Origin of the sequence: Parabacteroides bouchesdurhonensis (assembly GCF_900186615.1) — a bacterium.
GTDB classification, from domain to species: Bacteria; Bacteroidota; Bacteroidia; order Bacteroidales; family Tannerellaceae; genus Parabacteroides; species Parabacteroides bouchesdurhonensis.
In genome coordinates this window covers 763,512-785,039 of sequence record NZ_LT896588.1, presented here as the reverse complement: position 1 = coordinate 785,039, position 21,528 = coordinate 763,512, and the positions used below count along the sequence as shown (strand labels likewise).

At 42.1% G+C, this 21,528-nt stretch carries 17 protein-coding genes; 14 read left to right on the top strand and 3 right to left on the bottom strand.

The window, feature by feature from the left end; translation table 11 throughout:
- Positions 1 to 7: 7 nt before the first annotated feature.
- The 3 genes from gpmI to C1721_RS03455 all read left to right on the top strand — a co-directional run bounded on the left by gpmI (position 8) and on the right by C1721_RS03455 (position 3,274).
- Complete coding sequence (gpmI, locus tag C1721_RS03465) at positions 8 to 1,534, top strand: 2,3-bisphosphoglycerate-independent phosphoglycerate mutase (protein ID WP_102409217.1); 1,527 nt, start codon at positions 8 to 10, stop codon at positions 1,532 to 1,534.
- A gap of 78 nt (positions 1,535 to 1,612) precedes the next feature.
- Complete coding sequence (locus tag C1721_RS03460) at positions 1,613 to 2,197, top strand: DUF3109 family protein (protein WP_102407179.1); 585 nt, start codon at positions 1,613 to 1,615, stop codon at positions 2,195 to 2,197.
- Positions 2,198 to 2,227: 30 nt separating this feature from the next.
- Positions 2,228 to 3,274, top strand: a complete 1,047-nt coding sequence (locus C1721_RS03455) for a DUF4434 domain-containing protein (RefSeq protein ID WP_102407178.1) — start codon at positions 2,228 to 2,230, stop codon at positions 3,272 to 3,274.
- Here the strand turns inward: C1721_RS03455 and glsB are convergent, their stop codons facing one another.
- The 3 genes from glsB to C1721_RS03440 form a co-directional block, all read right to left on the bottom strand.
- The gene (glsB, locus tag C1721_RS03450; RefSeq protein WP_102407177.1) at positions 3,275 to 4,237 is read right to left on the bottom strand and encodes a glycine N(alpha)-acyltransferase GlsB; all 963 of its coding nucleotides are present in this window, start codon (positions 4,235 to 4,237) and stop codon (positions 3,275 to 3,277) included.
- Between the two features lie 10 nt (positions 4,238 to 4,247).
- Positions 4,248 to 5,078 (bottom strand): lyso-glycine lipid O-acyltransferase GlsA, encoded by an 831-nt coding sequence (gene glsA / locus C1721_RS03445; RefSeq protein ID WP_102407176.1) that lies wholly within the window; start codon positions 5,076 to 5,078, stop codon positions 4,248 to 4,250.
- Positions 5,079 to 5,144: 66 nt separating this feature from the next.
- Positions 5,145 to 7,490, bottom strand: a complete 2,346-nt coding sequence (locus C1721_RS03440) for an alpha-N-acetylglucosaminidase TIM-barrel domain-containing protein (RefSeq protein WP_102407175.1) — start codon at positions 7,488 to 7,490, stop codon at positions 5,145 to 5,147.
- Positions 7,491 to 8,068: 578 nt separating this feature from the next.
- Here C1721_RS03440 and rsmH point away from each other — a divergent pair.
- Genes rsmH through ftsA form a run of 11 tightly spaced genes read left to right on the top strand, consistent with a single transcriptional unit; the run spans position 8,069 to position 21,514 of the window.
- A complete protein-coding gene (gene rsmH, locus C1721_RS03435; protein ID WP_102409216.1) occupies positions 8,069 to 8,986 on the top strand; it encodes a 16S rRNA (cytosine(1402)-N(4))-methyltransferase RsmH in 918 nt (305 codons plus the stop codon).
- Positions 8,986 to 9,345 (top strand): FtsL-like putative cell division protein, encoded by a 360-nt coding sequence (locus C1721_RS03430; RefSeq protein ID WP_102407174.1) that lies wholly within the window; start codon positions 8,986 to 8,988, stop codon positions 9,343 to 9,345. Before rsmH ends, C1721_RS03430 begins: the two co-directional genes overlap by 1 nt.
- 9 nt (positions 9,346 to 9,354) lie before the next feature.
- Positions 9,355 to 11,547, top strand: coding sequence for a penicillin-binding protein (locus C1721_RS03425; RefSeq protein ID WP_102407173.1), 2,193 nt, complete (start codon positions 9,355 to 9,357; stop codon positions 11,545 to 11,547).
- Between the two features lie 24 nt (positions 11,548 to 11,571).
- A complete protein-coding gene (locus C1721_RS03420; protein WP_102409215.1) occupies positions 11,572 to 13,053 on the top strand; it encodes a UDP-N-acetylmuramoyl-L-alanyl-D-glutamate--2,6-diaminopimelate ligase in 1,482 nt (493 codons plus the stop codon).
- Between the two features lie 9 nt (positions 13,054 to 13,062).
- A complete protein-coding gene (gene mraY / locus C1721_RS03415; protein WP_102407172.1) occupies positions 13,063 to 14,322 on the top strand; it encodes a phospho-N-acetylmuramoyl-pentapeptide-transferase in 1,260 nt (419 codons plus the stop codon).
- A 1-nt stretch (position 14,323) separates the two neighbouring features.
- A complete protein-coding gene (murD, locus tag C1721_RS03410) occupies positions 14,324 to 15,658 on the top strand; it encodes a UDP-N-acetylmuramoyl-L-alanine--D-glutamate ligase (RefSeq protein ID WP_102407171.1) in 1,335 nt (444 codons plus the stop codon).
- Between the two features lie 16 nt (positions 15,659 to 15,674).
- The gene (locus C1721_RS03405) at positions 15,675 to 16,952 is read left to right on the top strand and encodes an FtsW/RodA/SpoVE family cell cycle protein (RefSeq protein WP_102407170.1); all 1,278 of its coding nucleotides are present in this window, start codon (positions 15,675 to 15,677) and stop codon (positions 16,950 to 16,952) included.
- Positions 16,949 to 18,058, top strand: a complete 1,110-nt coding sequence (murG, locus tag C1721_RS03400) for an undecaprenyldiphospho-muramoylpentapeptide beta-N-acetylglucosaminyltransferase (RefSeq protein WP_102407169.1) — start codon at positions 16,949 to 16,951, stop codon at positions 18,056 to 18,058. Before C1721_RS03405 ends, murG begins: the two co-directional genes overlap by 4 nt.
- Positions 18,058 to 19,437, top strand: coding sequence for a UDP-N-acetylmuramate--L-alanine ligase (gene murC, locus C1721_RS03395; RefSeq protein WP_102407168.1), 1,380 nt, complete (start codon positions 18,058 to 18,060; stop codon positions 19,435 to 19,437). Before murG ends, murC begins: the two co-directional genes overlap by 1 nt.
- A gap of 5 nt (positions 19,438 to 19,442) precedes the next feature.
- The gene (locus C1721_RS03390; protein WP_102407167.1) at positions 19,443 to 20,171 is read left to right on the top strand and encodes a cell division protein FtsQ/DivIB; all 729 of its coding nucleotides are present in this window, start codon (positions 19,443 to 19,445) and stop codon (positions 20,169 to 20,171) included.
- Positions 20,172 to 20,176: 5 nt separating this feature from the next.
- On the top strand, positions 20,177 to 21,514 hold the full coding sequence (gene ftsA, locus C1721_RS03385) for a cell division protein FtsA (protein WP_102407166.1): 1,338 nt from the start codon (positions 20,177 to 20,179) through the stop codon (positions 21,512 to 21,514).
- Positions 21,515 to 21,528: the final 14 nt, after the last annotated feature.

The following is a 21,528-nucleotide window of genomic DNA, read 5'->3' as shown; positions in this document are numbered from 1 at the left end:
AAGAATCATGAGCAAGAAAGCACTATTATTGATTTGCGACGGATGGGGTATAGGCGACCACCGGAAAGACGATGTTATTTACAACACACCTACTCCTTACTGGGATTATTTATTGAAAACATATCCGAATTCTCAGTTACAAGCTTCTGGTGAAAACGTTGGTTTGCCCGACGGGCAGATGGGAAACTCCGAAGTGGGGCATCTTAACATCGGCGCCGGACGTATCGTGTACCAGGATTTGGTAAAGATTAATATTGCCTGCCGCCAGAATACTATTATGGATAATCCGGAAATCAAACGTGCTTACAGCTACGCGAAAGATAACAATAAACAAATCCACTTCATGGGATTGGTATCTGATGGTGGTGTTCACAGCTCGCTGGAACATTTGTTCAAACTGACCGATATCGCAAAAGAATACGGTATCAGTAAAGCCTATGTTCATTGCTTTATGGACGGCCGCGATACCGACCCGAAGAGTGGCAAGGGCTTTATTGAACAACTTGAAGACCATTTGAAAACTACCGGCGGGAAAATCGCTTCTATCATCGGACGTTATTACGCAATGGACCGCGACAAGCGTTGGGAACGCGTAAAAGAGGCATACGACCTTCTTGTAAACGGTAAGGGGAAAGAGGCTGCCTGCATGGTAACTGCTATGGAGGAATCGTATGCCGAAGGTGTAACGGACGAGTTTATCAAACCGATTGTTCATGTTGAGAACGGCAAGCCGGTAGCAACGATTGAAGAGGGTGATGTTGTGATTTTCTTCAATTATCGTAACGACCGTGCTAAGGAACTGACCGTAGTGTTGACCCAGCAGGATATGCCGGAAGCTGGAATGCACACCATACCGGGCCTGCAATATTTCTGTATGACGCCGTATGACGCAAGTTTCAAAGGCGTACATATTTTATTCGATAAGGAGAACGTTGAGAACACATTGGGTGAGTATCTGGCTACGGAAGGCAAGACTCAATTGCATATTGCCGAGACAGAGAAGTATGCGCATGTAACTTTCTTCTTTAACGGCGGACGTGAGACGCCTTATGACGCAGAAGACCGTATCTTAGTTCCTTCTCCTAAAGTGGCTACTTACGATTTAAAGCCGGAAATGAGCGCATACGAGGTAAAGGACAAATTGGTTGAAGCTATCAATACAAAGAAATATGATTTTATTGTGTGCAACTATGCCAATGGCGACATGGTAGGGCATACGGGTATTTATGAAGCGATTGAAAAGGCCGTGATTGCCGTAGACGCTTGCTTGCATGACACAGTGGAAGCTGCCAAAGCGAACGATTATGAGGTGATCATTATTGCTGACCACGGTAATGCCGATCATGCTTTGAATGAAGATGGCACGCCTAATACGGCTCACTCGCTGAATCCTGTTCCGTTCGTTTACGTTACGGCCCGTCAGGATGCGAAGGTAAAGGATGGTATCCTGGCTGACGTTGCTCCTTCAATTCTTCAAATTTTAGGAATGAAGCAGCCGAAGGAAATGACAGGGAAGTCTTTAATTAGTTTATAACAGACAACAGACAGCCGGCAGTTACAGTCCAGTATGCTCCGGACCTTATCTAATTACCGGCTGTTTTCTTTTTATAGCATGATACAGATAAATGATACCTTGGTGAGCCTCGATGTTGTGGAACGCTATTTCCTTTGCGATCTTTCACGGTGCAAAGGAGAGTGTTGTGTGGAAGGAGATTCCGGCGCTCCCCTTGAAGATGCCGAACTGGCGGAACTTCAGAAAGTGCTTCCCGAAGTATGGGACGATCTTTCGCCGAAAGCGAAGGAAATTATCAACAAGCAGGGCGTTGCCTACATTGATGACGAGGGTGACACGGTGACTTCTATCGTGAACGGTAAGGATTGCGTCTTTACCTGTTATGATGCCGACGGAACCTGTAAGTGTGCCATCGAAAAGGCGTATCGCGAAGGGCGAGTGAGCTTTTATAAGCCGGTTTCGTGTCACCTGTATCCTGTTCGTGTTACCCGTTATCGCGATTTTAGTGCGGTAAATCTGCATCGCTGGGATGTCTGCAAAGCCGCTGAGGTGTTGGGGAAAAGACAAGGGATGCGTGTATATGAATTCTTAAAGGAACCACTGATCCGTAAGTTTGGGAAGGTGTGGTACGATGCGCTGGAACAATGTGCCATAGAATGGCTGAAAACACAAAAGAAATACTAATGAGTGTGTTACTTAAATTTAATACAGATTATGGACAGACGGAAATTTTTACAGTTAGGAGGCTTGGCTGCTACGGCGGCATTGGTGTCGAATGATTTATTGGCAATGGATTTCAAACGGAATCCGGACATAAAGCCGGTGGTGGGATCGTGGTTTGAGTTCTACCATCACTCGCGGGTAGGAGCAAAGTATTGGAATCCGATTTTTTATAAATATACCGACGAGCAATGGAGGGCAAAGATCAAGGATATTCACGAATTGGGTATGGAGTATCTGGTGTTATTGTCGGTTGCCGACAATGGGAAGACCTTTTACCCTTCCAAGTTACAGCCTCGATACGATCTGGCTTCACCGGATCCTTTAGAGACGGTTCTCAGTGCTGCGGATGAGTATGGGATGAAATTCTTTATCAGTAATGATTACTGGGGTGACTTCCGTGAAGTGGAGAAGATGATGACCAGTAAAGAGGTGGCAGCCCTTCGTGCTAAAGGAATGGAAGAGGTTGCTGAAAAATACTCACATCATAAGAGTTTTTACGGCTGGTATTATCCCAACGAAACGAATTTGGCAGAAACGATGGACGACACAACGATTGCTTATGTGAACGACAGTTCACGGCTGGTGCACGAACTGACGCCGCATTGCAAGACGATGATTGCGCCTTATGGCACATACACCGTGAAGGCGGATGATTATTATGCCCGACAGTTGGAAAGGCTGGATGTGGATATTATCGCTTATCAGGATGAAGTAGGCGTACAGAAGTCGAAAGCCGGTGAAGTAGGCAAGTATTTCGAAGCCCTTTCAAAGGCGCATGAGAAGGCCGGCCGTGCTAAAATATGGGCCGATCTGGAGATTTTCGACTTCGAGGGTAAAGTATATACCAGTCCGGCCATTCCGTCTACGTTTGACCGTTTGCTGATTCAGATGGCCGATGTTTCTCCTTTTGTTGAAAAGATATTGATATACCAATACAGTGGCCTGATGAGCAAACCGGGGTCTATAGCCACCTTGGGACAGCCCAAGGCGGATAAATTCTATGCGGATTATGCGGCCTGGCTGAAAGCGCAGAAGTAATCAGCCCTTCCGGATCAGTTCTGCCGACTGGCATTCTTCGTTGAGATAGGTCTCGATATGACGTTTCTTTTTGTCTTCGAGTATCTCGTTGATAGCGATAAGGATGCCGGTCTCTTCCACCTCTCCGAATTCGTGGTTGATAGCGGTGCCGAATACGCGCATCTTTGGCGACAGGCTCATATAAGCGTTTACCAGCGGCGGAACGTTGATTCCGAATTTACGCACTTCCTGGTTCAACACTTTGTAATTGTCTTTGAAGTTGTCATAATGAAACAACGCTTTCATCTTCTCGATGTCGGTGTTTGTTTCCAGAGGATAGACCGGTGTGATCAGCTTTTCGTTGTCGGGGAAATGCAGCCCCAGAAAGTAAAGGATCATGTTACGGGCTTCCGTGTTGTAAGTATTGTACATGGTTACCTTTCCGAAGTAGTATTGCAGGCTTGGATCTACTACCGACAAAGCTCCGAGCCCGTCCCAAAGATTGTCGAGCACGAAAAGGCTCTTGGAGGAGGCTCTGGTAGACTGGTATTCCAGTGTAACGAAAGACCGCCCCAATTCTACTGTGTAGGGAAGAATATCCCTGATAAACTGTTCGGAGAAATTAAATAAATGGGCTGTAGCGAGGATCGGTTTGCCGGCTTCGTCAAACTTAACGTCGGAGCCACAAAGGAAGCGGTAGCCTCCTAGAATCTGTTCATCTTCCGGACTCCATACAATCAATTGTCTGTAAGCATCCTCCATTGTGTCGAACGGGTCGATGTCAAGCTCTAATCCGGTTCCTCCGCCATAGTAACGGAATGCTATTTCACGCAGGCGTCCTATCTCGCGCATCACATTCGGGGAGTCATGGGCGGTGATGATGTAAATTTCGTTGTCGGATTTGTTTGTTCGCCGTAGTCGCTTTTCTTTCGTAAGTTCTGCTTTTAGAAGAGCTTTGTCAACGGGTTTGATAATTTCTTGCATATAGTTGAGTCTATTGTTTCTTTAAGTTATATACGATTCTCTTAATCCATTCTGCCCACTCTGCCGGCTTCTTACTGTTGTCGAGGGTCTGCCAGGGGATTGGTTTGCCAAAATAGATGCGGAAAGTTTTATGTTTGCACCGGAACATCTCGTCCGGCAGGTATATCATTTCATAATTCATCTTTATGCCTAAGGCTTTGCGGATGTTGGCGAGCCGGTAGAAAAAGTTCGAGTTCTTCCCGTCAAAGTAAACGGGAATGATGTCGCGCTTATATTCAACGGCTTTTTGGATGAATGATTTTTTCCATTCCAAATCCAGAATTTGTCCGTTTATCTTGCGGGAGCATAAACCTGCGGGGAATGTTATGATCTGGTGGTCGGAAGCATACGCTTCTTCAATTAGCATTGCGTTCCGTTTTCCTTGTGCCCCGTGTTTGTTAACGGGAACAAAGATAGATTTCAGGTTGTCGATGTATAGCAAAAGGTCATTTACCAGATAGCGGATGTTTCCTTTGAATTGTTCTCCGATCAGGGCGGACAGGCAAATACCATCCAGTCCTCCTAAAGGATGGTTGGATGCGAATATGTATCGTCCGCTGTCGGGAATGTTATCTTTGCCGATTAAATCGAAGCTCAGATCGAAGTAGCCGATAAGCTGTTTCATGAAGTCTACGCCCTGTTCTTCGTGGTACCGGGTAAGAATGTCATTTAATTCGTCTTGGTGTACTGTACGAATCAGGTAGTTGACAATGAAGTCCGGTATTTTGCTTGCGGCAGACGGTGCTTTCTCTTGCAGCACCTGCCTTATATCTATTTTCTTTATGCTATTTGCCTGTGTCATTCCTACATTAACTCGGGGACAAAGATATATTGAATAATTATACCTGATCTTTTTTATCGGATGTTTTTAATGATATTTCTCTAAATCTTGTGCTAAGCTGTCCAGAATGTTACGATATGTTTTGTTTGTTCTCGACTTTGGATTTAAAGGTTTCATCTCTTTTAAAGGTTTGTTGTAGAATGCGTCGACAATATATTGCATATCCATTTTGCTTACGTCGGGAAATGTTTCCGGCTGTTTGCTTTTTGCCAGTGCTTTGTTTATCTCCTTTGTATAGTGTTCGAACTGCGGCAGGTAATAGTAGTCGAAATATTCACTTATGTAACTGCGGCAGTAGTCATTTTCGGAATTGCCTTTCAACGCTTGTTCAAAGGCTGGGTTTATGGGTTGTTTCACCGACTCTATCTGCTTCAAAGAGGCATTCATTGAATAGTCGTCATGCAGTGCAAGGATGTCTCTTAAGGCATATAATACCGCCCTTGCCCGTTTTTCCGCCACTCTGACGTTGTTTATTTTGCATTTCCCCGCCCGGTAATCGGCTTGTGCAATAGCATAACGGTGCAGTTCTGCTGTAAATTGGCGGCCGGTGATGGTACGTGCCAAATCAATGGCATCCCGGTCGATGAACTTGTTGCCGTATCCGTACGGAAGTCCGGCTAATGTGCGAAGTATGCCGGGTACATGGGCTAGTGTGCCTGCTATTATCGCTTCATTATCACGGAAACTTTTTACGGACTCTTCTGTTATCTCCTTTTTGGCAAAAGCCCATATCTCTTTGTATCTGGCGGGAAGCTCATCTACTAATTTGATGACAGGCATTGCAGCCGTCCAGCCTCGAAGCATGATCTCCGCATCTTTTCCGTACCGGTCTTTGCAGAAAGCAGGTAGAATTTCCTCAGGAGTAAGGATGTCCGGATTCCATGCATTGTGAGTAAAGAAATCCAGCATTAAAGGATCGCTATGCGATGTCTCCGGCCAAAAAACGAAGCCTTTGCACATCGGATCGGCTGCCGCCACAGGCATACGCTGCTTGATGAGGTCGTAATGTCCCCGTAACTCGTTCTCCCATTCGTATGCATGGAAAATACCGAATGTGTATGGAAACTTATTTACAACACCCCAGTTCTCAAAATGGGTATTTGTTTCATTGGAGGGCAGGTCCGATGTGTAATCGAGTATAATTGTGGTTGACGGATTCAGTTGTTTCAACAGTTTATTTATCTCTTTCCCTTTCCATCCGGGCAAATAAAAATCCCATGATGCTATCAGTACTGGTGCTGTCTGGTAATGCTCGCGGAGCTTGTTAATGATGCGGCGGTAAGCATACAGTTTCATTTCCAGGTTATCTTCGCGGTTGTCGAATGTCTCTCTTTCGGCAATACCAATGGTGTGGAACATGTTGGGGCTACCGTAATTATCAATATGAGCCTGTGTCAGCTTCCAGTAATTGTCCAGATTTTTGTCATCCCGGATATCCCATACCGCGTTTGTAGGATTCCCCAGATAAGCGCCTCCGGATTGAGGGTTGAATGTAGGTTTGACCGCTTCAAGGAATGCTTTGGGTGTGCAGCTGTACCAATGGGTCATAGTTCCCATATCTTCCGGATGTATGAGTTCCCGGTCTCTTGCATAGCTAAGGATATGCTTCCGAAGCTCACCACGATATTTTAGCGGCCAGGCTGTTGTCCGGTCATAAAAGGAACGGGGCAGCGCTTCCGGTAAGGTTTTATCAGTAGGAGGATAAGGGACAATGTCGGGAAATGCTTTCTGGAAAATGTCGTCCATGCCGATACGGAGCATGAATAGGTTCAGACGTTTCTTCACAATCCAGTTAATTTCTTTCTCCCATTCGTCGGGTCCCCAGTGTTCCGCCTGAAAACGGGTTAAGCTGCGATGGGCAAAATAACGAAGACCCCGGTACATGAATCGTGGAGACTCGGCAATGTCAAGTCCTGTCATTTGAATATGGTTTGCCTTTGGAATAATGTCTCCGTCCCAGAAGTAACGGCATCCGGCTTGTCTCTCAAAAAAGTCGTATACGGCGTATAAGGTGGAACGGCCGTTTCCGCCTACCAGAAAAAGCACGTCACGATTGTTATCCTTGGCCGACAAGATACGATATGAATCACTTTCCGCCCCAAGATTGAGTGGCTTTATTATTTTCTTTTCAATGGCGTCTCTCGTGTAGCGATTTACGATATCGGAGCCTATAACGATTAAGTTTACCTCTTTTTCGGGTGTATCAATGATATCTATTTTCTCACCGGTAACGGCATTGTAGAATTTTTGGAACTCATTCGCCGCAATTTCATATGCTTTGGAAGCTTCCTGCGGCTTTAAGATTTTCCACTCGTTCGCACGGATGGAAAACGAAGTAATGATGTAAATGAAAATAAGCAACAATGTCCTCATAATATAGTGGTTTTTATTTACGTGTACAAATTTAATATTTAAACGATATTTCAAAAAAATATCGACTGCTAAAACTTAAATATAACCTTTCAAACCCTTCAACCTTTCATTCTAGTGAAACGCCTTTCGTTTAACTCTTCTCCTTCTTGTTTGGTAATCAGTTGTTTAGTGTACGATTAAAAGGTTCTGAGAACGACTTTGGAAACAGCAAACTTTCACCTTTCAAAGGATATATCTTTTAAACTTAAAAGTCCCGTCTTAACATTTCAAAAGAGCTGACTTTTGAAGTGTTAAGACGGGACTTTTGATTGCAAAAGTCAGCTCTTTTGTTTTTCGTTGATTTCTTCACGGTTTATTCTGAATTAATGTTAATAATATGTAACGGGAAACGATGGCAATTTATCCTGGTTTTCTCTTCGATTAATAGGCTGTTGAAAACTTTTTTGTACTTTTCTATTGTATTTCTTGGCAGGTATTTTGGGAAATATGTACTTTTACCATCTGATAGGTTAATATATGTGCAGCTCAAAGAAGTACGCTGCCTTATTTTAAGAGAAAGTTTAACAGAAGTGCAAGGAATGGAAGAAAACGAAATTTGCTATCATGTACCGGTAATGCTGCACCAAAGCTTGGAAGGAATGAATATTTGTCCTTCGGGAGTGTATGTAGACGTTACATTTGGCGGTGGCGGACATTCCCGCGAGATATTGAAACAGCTCGGAAATGAAGGGCATTTGTATGGTTTTGACCAGGATGCGGATGCCGAAAAGAATATTCCTGCCGACGACCGTTTTACTTTCGTCCGGAGTAATTTCCGTTACTTGTATAACTTTATGCGTTATTACGGCGTAGATGGTGAAGTAGATGCTTTGCTTGCCGACTTGGGAGTTTCTTCTCATCATTTTGACGATAAGGAACGGGGGTTCTCTTTTCGTTTTGACGGAGCGTTGGATATGCGTATGAATACCCGGGCCGGTAAGACTGCTGCGGATATCATTAATACTTATACCGAGGAAGCATTGGCAGATGTGTTTTTTCTATATGGCGAGTTGAAGACGGCGCGTAAATTGGCGAATGTATTGGTTAAGATGCGTGCATCAAAGAAAGTGGAAACAATAGGAGATTTCTTAGAAGTATTGAAACCGTTTGCAGGCAGGGATAAAGAAAAGAAATTCCTGGCACAGGCTTTTCAGGCTCTTCGTATAGAAGTGAATGATGAGATGCGCGCGTTACGTGATATGCTTCAACAAGCGTTGCGCGTATTAAAGCCCGGCGGCCGTTTGGTGGTAATTACTTATCATTCGTTGGAAGACCGTTTGGTGAAAAACTTCTTGAAGGCCGGAAACTTTGAAGGTAAAACCGAACAGGATTTCTTTGGTAATACAAAATCTCCTTTTCGTTTGGTGAATAATAAAGTGATAATACCTTCGGAGGAAGAAATAGAGGCTAACCCGCGTTCGCGGAGTGCTAAACTGAGAATCGCTGAAAAGATATAATGGAAGAAGAAAAACAACAACAACGAAAAAAGACGAAGAGAAAAGAGAATAAATTCTCTCCTTTGTATGTGTTGGGCGGTGGAATCTTAAAAGAAGATTTCATCATAAAGCATACGCGTATGATTATTCTTGTTGTCATATTAATATTCTTTTTTATTAGTAACCGGTATACTTGCATGCAGAAGCTGAGAGAAATAGATCGTCTGCAACAACAGTTACGCGATGTTCGTTTTGAAGCATTGTCTATTTCGTCCGAACTGACGGGCAACAGCCGTCAGTCTCAGATAGAATTGCTTATTGAAGAGCAGGGTATTGAATTGGAGGGTGCGAAAACTCCTCCTTATGAATTGTATAAGTAAAGTTACATTATGGCAGAAGAGAACGAACCAAAAGAAATAGTGCCGGGTAATAACAGGATATTATTCTGTTATTTTATCGTTGTGCTTATACTTGGGCTTGTGGCTGTTGCCATATTGGTACGCGCTTTCGATACTGCATTTGTGGAGAAGGATGTTTGGGAGAAAGTGGCTGAAAAGCAAAAGCGGCCAAACCGACTTGTGTTACCCGGACGTGGTAATATTTATTCGAGTGACGGTAAATTAATGGCTACAAGCGTTCCCCGTTATTATCTGTACATAGATTTTGGAGCCGACTGTTATGTAAATCCCGGTAAAAATTGGAATAGCCGGGATACGTTGCTCTATTCCAAACGCAATGGACTGGATTCGCTGTCTATCTATCTATCCAAAAAGTTGAGGAATCGAACTCCTGCCAGTTATAGGGATTATCTGACGCGTGGATTAAAAAGTAAAAGCCGTCAATTCCCGTTATATGAGGGAAAAATATCCTATTCCGATTATAAGGAGATAAGGAAGTACCCATTCCTGCGTCTGGGACGTTATAAAAGCGGTCTCTATGCGAAAGAGATGGTGCAACGCCAGAAGCCCTTTGGAACACTGGCTTCCCGTACAATTGGCGATATTTATGGTGAAATAGAAGCAGGTGGAACTACCAAAGGAAAGAATGGGCTTGAATTACAGTATGATTCTTTATTAAGAGGACAAGCAGGTTTGAGTTCCGTAAGGCGTGTGGGCGGCGGCTGGACTAATGTTATAGAAGTAGACCCTGTAGACGGAATGGATATTCGTACTACTATTGATATTAATATACAGGACATAACCGAAAAGTGTCTGGTCGATAAGCTAAAAGAGATTGATGCGGAATCCGGAACCGCCGTTGTTATGGAAGTGGCAACCGGAGAGATTAAAGCTATCACCAATATGGGGCGCATACGTGAAGGCGTATATGGTGAAACCAAGAATCACGCGGTAGCGGATGAAACAGAACCCGGATCTACTTTTAAGGTTGCTTCTATTATGGTAGCATTGGAAGACCGGGTTTGTACGCCGAATGATACGGTCGATGTTGGTAATGGTATATACATGTATAAAGGGGCTCGTATGACGGACCACAACATGAATAAAGGAGGATATGGACGTATTTCTGTTGCCCAATCTATTTGGTATTCGTCTAATATAGGTGTTGCAAAAACCATTCTGAAAGGATATTCTAATAACCCTACCAAGTTTGTGGAAGGTTTATATCGTGTTGGAATGAATGCGGATCTGCGATTGGAAATACCCGGAGCAGGACGTGCTAAAATCCGGCGTCCTGACGACTCGACGCGTTACTGGTCTAAAACGACATTGCCATGGATGTCTTTTGGTTATGAAACACAGATACCGCCTATTTATACGCTTACTTTCTTTAATGCGATAGCCAATGACGGAAAGATGATGCGTCCGATGTTTACCAAAGAAATTATGCGAAATGGAAAAACAGTAGAGAGTTTTTCACCTGAAGTCGTAAAATCTTCTATTTGCTCTTCTCGCACTTTGGGGCTTATCCGGGAAATGCTGGTAGATGTAGTGGAAAAGGGAACCGGTAAAGCTGTGCATTCTGATATTATCCAGATAGCCGGTAAAACGGGAACTGCCCAGATAGCCAGCGGCGGTGTATATAGGACAAGCGGCCATCAGGTGTCTTTTTGCGGTTATTTTCCGGCAGACCAGCCAAAGTATTCGGCGATAGTAGTGATACGGCGTCCGCGCATCGGATATCCTTCTGGAGGAACGATGTCCGGAGGTGTTGTGAAAGCTATCGCGGAAAAAGTATACGCAAGCCATATGTCTTTTAATATACGGAGCATGGAAGCTGATTCGTTGGCTGTGAAAATTCCTTCTGTGAAAGGCGGTGATTTGAAGGCCGTAGAAGATGTTTTGGATGAACTTGATATAAAGACTGATACAGACAGCCTGGAAACCAAATGGGTGTTGGCTTCTGCTGATGAAAAAGATAATATAGTTAAATTGAAGGATGTTACTATACGTGAAGGGTTAGTTCCCCGCGTAACCGGTATGGGAGCGCGTGATGCGGTTTATTTGCTTGAAAATGCCGGACTGAAAGTTTCCCTGTCCGGTGTAGGGCGTGTTGTTTCGCAAAGTATCCAACCCGGCCAGCGCGTAGTAAAGGGACAAACTATATTACTAACATTACGATAAGAAATTAATAGTACGATTTATATGATGGAACTAAAGAAGCTGCTATATTCGTTAGATGTGCTGGAAGTGATTGGAGATACGGATTTAAATATTACCGGTGTTCAATCCGATTCCAGAGAAGTAAAGCCGGGTTCTTTGTTTGTTGCCGTAAGAGGTACGGTTGTCGACGGTCATGCCTATATCGAGGGAGCTTTGAAGAAAGGTGCCGTTGCTATCGTTTGTGAAGAAATTCCCTCTCTCTCGGAAGAAATTAAAATTTCTCTCGGAAGAAATCCGATTTTCATCCGGGTGAAGGATTCTGCCGATGCTTTGGGAAAGCTGGTCTCTCAATGGTATGATAACCCTTCGGAAAAATTAATATTAGTAGGAGTAACCGGTACGAATGGAAAAACTACTATTGCTACATTATTATATGAAATGTTCCGTAAAATGGGACATAAAGCCGGTTTGCTTTCTACTGTTTGTAATTATGTAGATGGTGAAGCTATTCCAACAGAACATACTACTCCTGATTCTATTACTCTTCACGCTTTAATGGCACGTATGGTAGAGGCTGGCTGTGAATATGCGTTTATGGAAGTGAGTTCTCATTCTATCGACCAAAAGCGAATTAGCGGTTTGTCTTTTAATGGCGGTATATTTACCAATCTGACACGTGATCACCTGGATTATCATAAAACGGTAGAGAATTATTTAAAGGCTAAGAAGAAGTTCTTTGATGATCTGCCTTCTGACGCATTTGCTATTACGAACGCTGATGATAAATCCGGGATGGTGATGTTGCAGAATACGGCAGCCAGAAAGCTGACTTATTCTTTGCGGACATTAGCGGATTTTAAAGGTCAGATTCTTGAATCTCATTTTGAAGGAACTGACATGTTGATAAACAACCAAGAGGTATTCGTTCATTTTGTAGGACGTTTTAATGCTTATAATCTGCTGGCTGTTTATGGTGCTGCGGTTTCTTTAGGAAAAAGACCGGAAGATGTATTGGTGGTGTTGAGTTCGTTGCATTCTGTTTCCGGACGTTTCCAGACGATACAGTCTCCGTTGGGATATACGGCGATTGTGGATTATGCGCATACGCCCGATGCTTTGGTAAATGTACTGAATAGCATACATGAAGTTTTGGATGGCAAAGGCCGGGTGATTACTGTAGTAGGTTGCGGCGGTAACCGTGATAAAGGTAAACGTCCGATCATGGCTAAAGAAGCTTCTAAGTTAAGTGACCAACTTATTCTGACTTCCGATAATCCGAGAATGGAAGAACCGGATGAGATTATCAAAGATATGGTGGCAGGCTTATCTGAAAGCGATATGCGAAACACACTTTGTATTACAGACCGTACGCAGGCTATCAGAACGGCGACGATGTTAGCTAAAAAAGGTGATGTTATATTAGTAGCGGGAAAAGGCCATGAAGATTATCAGGATGTGCAAGGGGTAAAGCATCATTTTGACGATCGTGAGAAATTAAGGGATATTTTTGCAACACAACAATTATAAGAAAACGACATGCTGTATTATTTGTTTAATTATTTAGATCAGTTGGACTTTCCGGGAGCGGGTATGTTTAAATACGTCTCATTCCGTTCCGGATTAGCCTTAATTTTGTCATTATTTATTTCTACAGCAATCGGCCGCCGGATAATTGATAAACTCCAGATGTTGCAGATTGGTGAAACTGTGCGTAATTTAGGATTGGAAGGGCAGATGAGTAAAAAAGGAACTCCTACAATGGGAGGGATTATCATCATTATTGCCATATTGATTCCGACGTTGCTTTTTGCCCGTTTGGATAATATTTATTTGATTCTGATGTTGATTACGACTGTCTGGTTGGGTGGATTAGGCTTTGCCGATGATTATATTAAGGTATTCCGTAAGAATAAGGAAGGAATGCATGGTCGTTTTAAGATTATAGGACAGGTTGGTTTGGGATTAATTGTCGGTTTGGTTCTTTTTCTTAGTCCGAGTGTTGTGATTAAGGAGAATATGGAGATACGCCATGATAATGTAATTGAAGAAGTTCGATTTCATAATGTAGAAACAAAATCGACCAAAACGACCATTCCTTTCGTGAAGAATAATAATTTTGATTATGCGAACTTAGTTAGCTGGGCAGGTGATTATAAAGAAGAAGCGGCTTGGTTGCTGTTTGTAATAATGGTGATTTTTGTGGTAACGGCTGTTTCTAACGGTGCTAATCTGACGGACGGATTAGATGGGTTGGCGGCAGGTAGTTCCGCGATTATCGGGGTGGCGTTAGGTATACTGGCTTATATGTCCGCTCACTTTGAATTTGCATCATTCCTGAATATTATGTTTATACCCGGAGCGGAAGAACTCGTGGTGTTTGCGGCCGCGTTTATCGGGGCGACAGTTGGCTTCCTATGGTATAATTCATATCCGGCACAAGTCTTTATGGGAGATACCGGTAGCCTGACTTTGGGTGGTATTATTGCGGTGTTCGCTATTATTATTCGTAAAGAGTTGTTGATACCGATTCTTTGTGGTATTTTTCTTGCAGAAAGTTTATCGGTCATGTTGCAAGTGGCTTATTTTAAATACACAAAAAGAAAGCAGGGTGAAGGCAAGCGTATATTTAAGATGACGCCGCTTCATCACCATTTCCAAAAACCGGGTAATGCCGGGATACAAGCCTTGATACAGAAGCCACTGAATGTAGTTCCCGAGTCAAAGATTGTAGTTCGTTTCTGGTTGATTGGTATCATTTTGGCTGTTATTACGATTGTGACGTTAAAAATGAGATAATATGAATAGAATAGTTATATTAGGGGCTGGTGAAAGCGGCGCGGGTGCAGCTGTTCTGGCGAAGATGAAAGGATTCGATGTTTTTGTTTCGGATTTTTCGTCAATTAAACCCAAGTATAAGGAAATATTGGATGCCCATGGGATTCCCTGGGAAGAAGGACAACATACGGAGGCCGATATTCTGAATGCCGATGAGGTGATAAAGAGTCCCGGAATTCCTGATAAGGCACCGATTATAAAAAAGTTGAAGGAAAAAGGTACACATATTATATCTGAAATAGAATTTGCGGGACGATATACGGATACCAGGATGGTTTGTATTACAGGCAGTAATGGTAAAACGACCACTACTATGCTTATTTATCATCTTTTGAAGCAAGCCGGTATAGACGTAGGTTTGGCCGGAAATGTTGGAAATAGCCTTGCTCTCCAGGTGGCCGAAGAACCGCATGCCGTATATGTGATAGAGTTAAGCAGTTTCCAGTTGGATAATATGTATGACTTCAAAGCGGATATCGCTATTCTTCTTAATATAACGCCGGATCATTTGGATCGTTATAATTATGAAATGCAGAATTATGTAGACGCTAAGTTCCGGATTTTGCAGAATCAAACAAAAGAAGATGCTTTTATTTTTTGGAATGACGATCCTATTATAGCTCGTGAGATTGCCAAGCGTAATCCAAAAGCTACTCTCTACCCGTTTGCCGAAACACATGAAGAAGGCGTAAAGGGATATGTTGATAATAAGCAAATAGTAATTGAAACGGTAAACGGAACATTTACAATGGATAAAGACTTATTGGCATTAACGGGCACGCATAACCTGTATAATTCATTAGCGTCAGGTATTGCTGCCAAGATTGTGGATATTCAAGACGATAAAATTCGTGAATCGTTGAGTGACTTTACAGGTGTGGAACATCGTTTGGAGAAAGTGGCTCGTGTGCGTGGTGTAGATTATATTAATGACTCCAAAGCAACGAACGTGAATTCTTGTTGGTATGCTTTACAAAGTATGACTACTAAAGTGGTGCTTATTTTGGGAGGAACGGATAAAGGCAATGATTATTCTGAAATAGAGGACCTGGTAAAACAGAAAGTTCGTGCTTTAGTATTTCTGGGTGTGGATAATAATAAACTTCATGGTTTTTTTGACGACAAGATCGACAAGATTGAAGATGCCCGTTCTATGGAAGAAGCTGTAACAAAAGCATATAAACTGGCAGAAAAAGGAGATACTGTGTTACTTTCCCCTTGTTGTGCCAGCTTCGATCTTTTTAGGGGTTATGAAGATCGTGGTGATCAATTTAAGGCTTGTGTACGTAATCTTTAAAAGCCATGTATAACGAATGAAACTGGTAAATAAATTACTAAAAGGGGATATGGTGATATGGATAATCTTCATGTTCCTTTGTGTTATATCGTTGGTGGAGGTATTCAGTGCAACCAGTACATTAGCCTATAAACAGGCAAGTCCGTGGATACCCATCCGCAGGCATGCTCTGATTTTGGCTTGTGGTGCTTGCCTGATTGTCTTCCTGCATCATGTGCCTTATAAGAAGATTGCCGGTTTTTTGGTTTTACTTTTTCCTGTGTCAATTGTATTATTGGTGCTAACACCTATTTTAGGTGAAGAAATTAATGGTGCCGGACGTTGGTTGTGGGGAATTCAGCCATCTGAATTAGCCAAATTATCGTCTATTGGTTACATGGCTTATTGGCTAAGTAAAAAAGGAACAATTCCTTCCGATAAAATATTTTGGTGGATATTGGGAGGAGTAGGATTGGCCTGTCTTTTTATTTTTCCTGAAAACTTCTCTACAGCCGCCATGCTCTTTGGTTTTTGCTATCTGATGATGTTTATCGGTCAGATAGCATTGAAGAAGTTACTTTTACTGGCTGGTATTGTCGTTTTGTTTGCCGGGACGATATTGGCTGTTTTATTTATCACGCCTGATGATGTATTGCATAAATATCTGGATCGTGGTTTAACATGGAAAAATCGTATTGTAGAGCATTTGCATGGTGAGGACAAAATAGATCCTGATACGTATGTCATTAATGATAAGAATTATCAGGTGTCGCATGCTAAAATCGCAATAGCGCGTGGTGGTGTCTTTGGCAATATGCCTGGCCATGGGCAACAGCGTGATTTCCTTCCTCAGGCTTATTCCGATTTTATCTATGCTATTATAATTGAAGAAATGGGTTATGCCGGCGGAATATTTGTATTGATGCTCTATATCATGTTGCTGGTGCGAGTTGGTATAATAGCCAGAAAATGTGATAAAATATATGCTAAATATCTGGTGATAGGTTGTGGATTGCTGATGGGAATACAAGCTTTGGCGAATATGGCCGTAGCAGTGAATCTGATACCTGTGACGGGTCAGCCTTTGCCCTTGGTAAGTCGTGGAGGTACATCGACTATGATTTCGTGCATTTATTTCGGTATCATCCTTAGTGTAAGCCGTTTTGGCGCACATATGGGGGATGAGGAAGAGGATGGTTTAGAAGAGGAGGATATGGATACTTCCGAACTTTCCCAAACAGAAATTATTGCAGGAGAATCTTCAGTAGAGGCTGTACAAGAGAACGTAGAACTTATAACTGAAACAAAAGAATGAGACAATATCGAATCATTATAAGTGGTGGAGGTACAGGTGGACATATCTTTCCTGCTATCTCAATAGCCAACACGTTGAAAAAACGTTTTCCTGATGCCGATATCTTGTTTGTTGGCGCGGAAGACCGGATGGAAATGGAAAAAGTTCCTGCTGCGGGATATAAAATAGTAGGTTTGCCGGTGAGTGGTTTTGACAGGGCTCACCTGATCAATAATATAAAGGTGATAAGACGTTTGATAAAGAGTCTTCGCCTGGCGAAAAAAACGATTCGTGAATTTAATCCGGACATTGCGATAGGTGTGGGTGGTTATGCCAGTGGACCTACTTTATGGATGGCTTCTTCGCTGGATATTCCTATTTTGATTCAGGAACAGAACTCATATGCCGGTGTGACTAATAAGTTATTAGCCAAACGCGCAGACTGTATTTGTGTGGCTTATCAGGAGATGGAGAAGTTTTTCCCGGCAGATAAAATTGTCATTACAGGTAATCCGGTGCGTCAGGATCTGGAGGAGGCTTTGGATAAAAAGGAAGAAGCATTGGCTTTCTTTGGTCTTTCTCCTGAAAAGAAAACGATCCTGGTCGTTGGTGGTAGCCTTGGGGCGCGTACTATTAATCGTAGTATAATGGAGAATCTGGATAAGTTTTTCGCATCGGATGTGCAAGTTATTTGGCAAACCGGACGTTACTATTATGAGGAGGCGGTGAAGCATTTGAAGGCCTATCGGGGGATGCCGGTTTGGTGTTCGGATTTTATCACGCGTATGGATTATGCTTACTCTGCCGCCGATTTGGTCATTTCCCGTGCCGGAGCCAGTTCTATTTCCGAACTTTGCCTGTTGCAGAAACCTGTAATTCTGGTACCTTCTCCTAATGTGGCGGAAGACCATCAAACAAAAAATGCACAGGCTTTGGTAAATCAGAAGGCGGCCATTATGGTGGCTGATAAAGACGCGGAAGAATCATTGGTACCTACCGCGTTGCAAACTATTCATGATGTTAATATACTTAGTTCTCTGAGCAATAATATCACTTGTATGGCTCATCATGAAAGTGCCGAACAGATTGTTGATGAGATTGTAAAAATTATAGAAAAGAAAGCATAATGAATATAGATACTATAAAAGCTGTTTATTTTGTAGGAGCAGGAGGGATTGGAATGAGTGCCCTTATCCGCTATTTCCTGTCTAAAGGGAAATTGGTAGCGGGTTATGATAAAACGCCTTCCGATTTAACGGAGCAGTTGAATAAAGAGGGAGCTGTCATTCATTATGAAGATAATGTTGATTTGATACCGGAAGTTTGTAAGTCTCCTGCTGATACGTTGGTTGTTTATACACCGGCTGTGCCGGAATCACATACGGAATTATCTTATTTCCGTACACATGGGTTTGAGGTGATGAAGCGTGCCCGTGTATTGGGCGAAATTACAAATTGCTCTCGTGGTCTTTGTATTGCCGGAACACATGGCAAAACGACAACATCTTCCATGACTGCTCATTTATTAAAACAGTCGCATATTGATTGCAATGCTTTTCTGGGGGGAATTCTGAAAAACTATAACAGTAACTTGATGTTATCTGAGAAAAGTGACTTAACGGTTATAGAAGCTGACGAATTTGACCGTTCTTTTCATTGGCTTACCCCGTATATGGCTGTTATTACAGCTGCTGATCCGGATCATCTGGATATTTACGGGACTGCAGATGCCTACCGGGAAAGTTTTGAAAAGTTTACTTCTTTGATTCGTCCTGATGGTTGCCTTATAATGAAGAAAGGTATCAATATTGTTCCTCAATTGAAAAAAGGCGTAAAACTATATACTTATTCGGCTACGGATGGAGGGGATTTTCACGCAGAGAATATCCGTATTGGGAATGGTGAGATTTTTTTCGATTTTATAGGGCCTGATATCCATATATCGGATATTCAGTTGGGAGTTCCTGTAAAAGTAAATATAGAAAATGGCATTGCTGCTATTGCATTAGCTTGGCTGAATGGTGTTACGGCTGACGAAATTAAGAAAGGAATGGCTTCTTTTGCCGGACCACTTCGCCGTTTTGATTTTCATTTGAAAAAAGATAATATTGTTCTGATTGATGATTATGCACACCATCCTGCTGAATTGAAGGCAAGTATTCTGTCGGTAAAAGAATTGTATGCGGGTAAAAAGGTAACCGGTATTTTTCAACCGCATCTTTACACACGCACAAGGGATTTTGCCGATGATTTTGCCGCCAGCCTTTCATTGTTGGATGAACTGATTTTATTGGATATTTATCCGGCCCGCGAGGAACCTATTCCGGGAATAACCTCGCAAATTATTTTCGATAAGGTTACAATTCCGTCAAAGAAATTGATCCGAAAAGAAGGACTGTTGGATTTAGTTGCTTCGGAAGCTGATACATTTGAAGTTGTGTTGATGGTAGGTGCCGGTAATATAGATCGTTTGGTAGAACCTGTAAAAAAGATATTAGATAAATAATAAGAGTGGTACGAACTGTTTCCATAATAGTAGCTACACTGTTGTTCTGTTACATTGTGTTTGTAACTTTTTTCTTTCGGGAAATGAGACGGGATTACGTTTGCCGTGATCTTCAGGTCGTAGTGAAAGATAGTTTGGATAAGCACTTTGTGAGTGAAAAAGATCTGGTTGGTTTACTGAAAAAAGCAAATCTCAATCCTATAAGTAGAGATATGGACATGATTAATACAGACCAGATTGAGAAGGAACTGCTGAAAAATCAGATGATAGCTTCTGTTGAAGCTTATAAGACACCTTCTGGTATTATAAAGTTGGAAGTAGAGCAGAAAGTTCCTATCTTGCGCATTATCGGGACTTCGGGTAACTATTATGTGGATAACTTAGGAAGCGTGATGCCGGTTAGTTCCCGTTATGTTGCCCATGTTCCTGTAGTAAGTGGTTATGTGGAAAAAGGGTTGGCGGTAACCGACTTATATAAATTTGCACTATTTTTGCAGGAGAATGAGTTTTGGAATAATCAGATAGAGCAAATCTATGTGGATTCCGATAACGAAATAGAACTTATTCCGCGGGTGGGAAACCATCGTATTATACTGGGATCTTTCAACAACTTTGAAGAGAAGCTTGCAAATTTGCAACTATTCTATGAACAAGCCGTTCCCAAAGTTGGATGGGAGAAATATAGTGTAATTAATTTAAAATATAAGAATCAGATTGTTTGTACTAAAAAATAGATTATATGGCATACACAGACTTTATAGCAGCTATCGATCTGGGAACATCCCAAATGGTTGGTATGGTAGGAACTAAGAATGAAGAAGGAATCCTTTCTATCATTGCCTACGAAGTTGAGAATTCCGCTACCTGTATACGAAGAGGATGTGTATATAATGTGGAGGAGACTGCTAATAAAATAAAACGTCTTATCCGTAAACTTGAGAATAAACTGGGCGATACTCAGATTAACAAAGTATATGTAGGAGTAGGAGGACAATCCATTCGTTCCATAGAACATAGTGTACCTAAAGTATTGGGTGCTGATGGTGTGGTAACAGAAGAGGTATTGGATGCCCTCTATCAGGAATGTATGAATTATCATCCGGATATGTTAGATGTTCTTGCTATTACTTCTCCAATTTATTTTTTAGATGATAAGCAAGAGGTAAATCCTAAAGGGATACCTTGTAATCGTATTGAAGCCCACTATCAGTTGATTGTGGGACGGCCTTCATTAAAGCGCCATATCATTAACAGTATTTCTGAACGGGCGAAAATAGAAATTGCCGATATTTTAGTGTCGCCGTTAGCATTGGCTGATGTTGTATTGACGAAAGACGAAAAAGAGTTAGGTTGCGCTTTGATAGGATTTGGAGCGGGAGTGACTTCTCTCTCTGTTTTCAAGAATGGAAAACTGGCAAGTCTTTCTGTTATTCCTTTTGGAGGAAATCTGATAACGAAAGATATAACAAACCTTCATTTAGTGGAAGCCGAAGCGGAACGTGTAAAGCTGGCATATGGTTGTGCGGTGATGGATAAAGATAACGATCAGCCTATCAGCGTTAATTCCGCTGATGGAATGGGACTTCGCGAGATTAAACTGTCAGAATTGAATAATGTGATAGAGGCTCGTATGAAGGAAATTCTTGAAAATGTATATGCTCGTCTTGAGGATACCGGATTAATGGGATCTTTAGCTGCGGGCGTTATTATAACAGGTGGAGCTGCTGCCTTAAAAGGACTTCCAGAAGTGATAAGCAGTCAGTTGAAGATGGAAGTTCGCTATTCTTCTATACGTAAGGGAGTAGTACAAAACGGAGAGATAGTAGTAACTAATCCTTCTTATGCTACGGCCATCGGTTTGTTAATGAAAGGAACAAAGAATTGCGCTTTATATATTCCTCCGAAGCCGGAACAAAAAGAAGAACCTCTCGAATCTGTATTAATAGAGGAAGAAGTAAAGGCGACTCCTGAACCGGAGAAAAAAATAAAGAAACAAAAGAAACCTTCTATTTTCGATCGTTTAAAGAAAAATATAGACAATATGACAGGTGATTTGTTTGACGATGAGATGAATTAATCAGCAATGTAATA

Excerpts from the sequence above, each read along its gene's own strand:
- gpmI (WP_102409217.1), top strand. The coding sequence starts at position 8 with ATGAGCAAGAAAGCACTATTATTGATTTGCGACGGATGGGGTATAGGC.
- C1721_RS03460 (WP_102407179.1), top strand. The coding sequence starts at position 1,613 with ATGATACAGATAAATGATACCTTGGTGAGCCTCGATGTTGTGGAACGC.
- C1721_RS03455 (WP_102407178.1), top strand. The coding sequence starts at position 2,228 with ATGGACAGACGGAAATTTTTACAGTTAGGAGGCTTGGCTGCTACGGCG.
- glsB (WP_102407177.1), bottom strand. The coding sequence starts at position 4,237 with ATGCAAGAAATTATCAAACCCGTTGACAAAGCTCTTCTAAAAGCAGAA.
- glsA (WP_102407176.1), bottom strand. The coding sequence starts at position 5,078 with ATGACACAGGCAAATAGCATAAAGAAAATAGATATAAGGCAGGTGCTG.
- C1721_RS03440 (WP_102407175.1), bottom strand. The coding sequence starts at position 7,490 with ATGAGGACATTGTTGCTTATTTTCATTTACATCATTACTTCGTTTTCC.
- rsmH (WP_102409216.1), top strand. The coding sequence starts at position 8,069 with ATGGAAGAAAACGAAATTTGCTATCATGTACCGGTAATGCTGCACCAA.
- C1721_RS03430 (WP_102407174.1), top strand. The coding sequence starts at position 8,986 with ATGGAAGAAGAAAAACAACAACAACGAAAAAAGACGAAGAGAAAAGAG.
- C1721_RS03425 (WP_102407173.1), top strand. The coding sequence starts at position 9,355 with ATGGCAGAAGAGAACGAACCAAAAGAAATAGTGCCGGGTAATAACAGG.
- C1721_RS03420 (WP_102409215.1), top strand. The coding sequence starts at position 11,572 with ATGGAACTAAAGAAGCTGCTATATTCGTTAGATGTGCTGGAAGTGATT.
- mraY (WP_102407172.1), top strand. The coding sequence starts at position 13,063 with ATGCTGTATTATTTGTTTAATTATTTAGATCAGTTGGACTTTCCGGGA.
- murD (WP_102407171.1), top strand. The coding sequence starts at position 14,324 with ATGAATAGAATAGTTATATTAGGGGCTGGTGAAAGCGGCGCGGGTGCA.
- C1721_RS03405 (WP_102407170.1), top strand. The coding sequence starts at position 15,675 with ATGAAACTGGTAAATAAATTACTAAAAGGGGATATGGTGATATGGATA.
- murG (WP_102407169.1), top strand. The coding sequence starts at position 16,949 with ATGAGACAATATCGAATCATTATAAGTGGTGGAGGTACAGGTGGACAT.
- murC (WP_102407168.1), top strand. The coding sequence starts at position 18,058 with ATGAATATAGATACTATAAAAGCTGTTTATTTTGTAGGAGCAGGAGGG.
- ftsA (WP_102407166.1), top strand. The coding sequence starts at position 20,177 with ATGGCATACACAGACTTTATAGCAGCTATCGATCTGGGAACATCCCAA.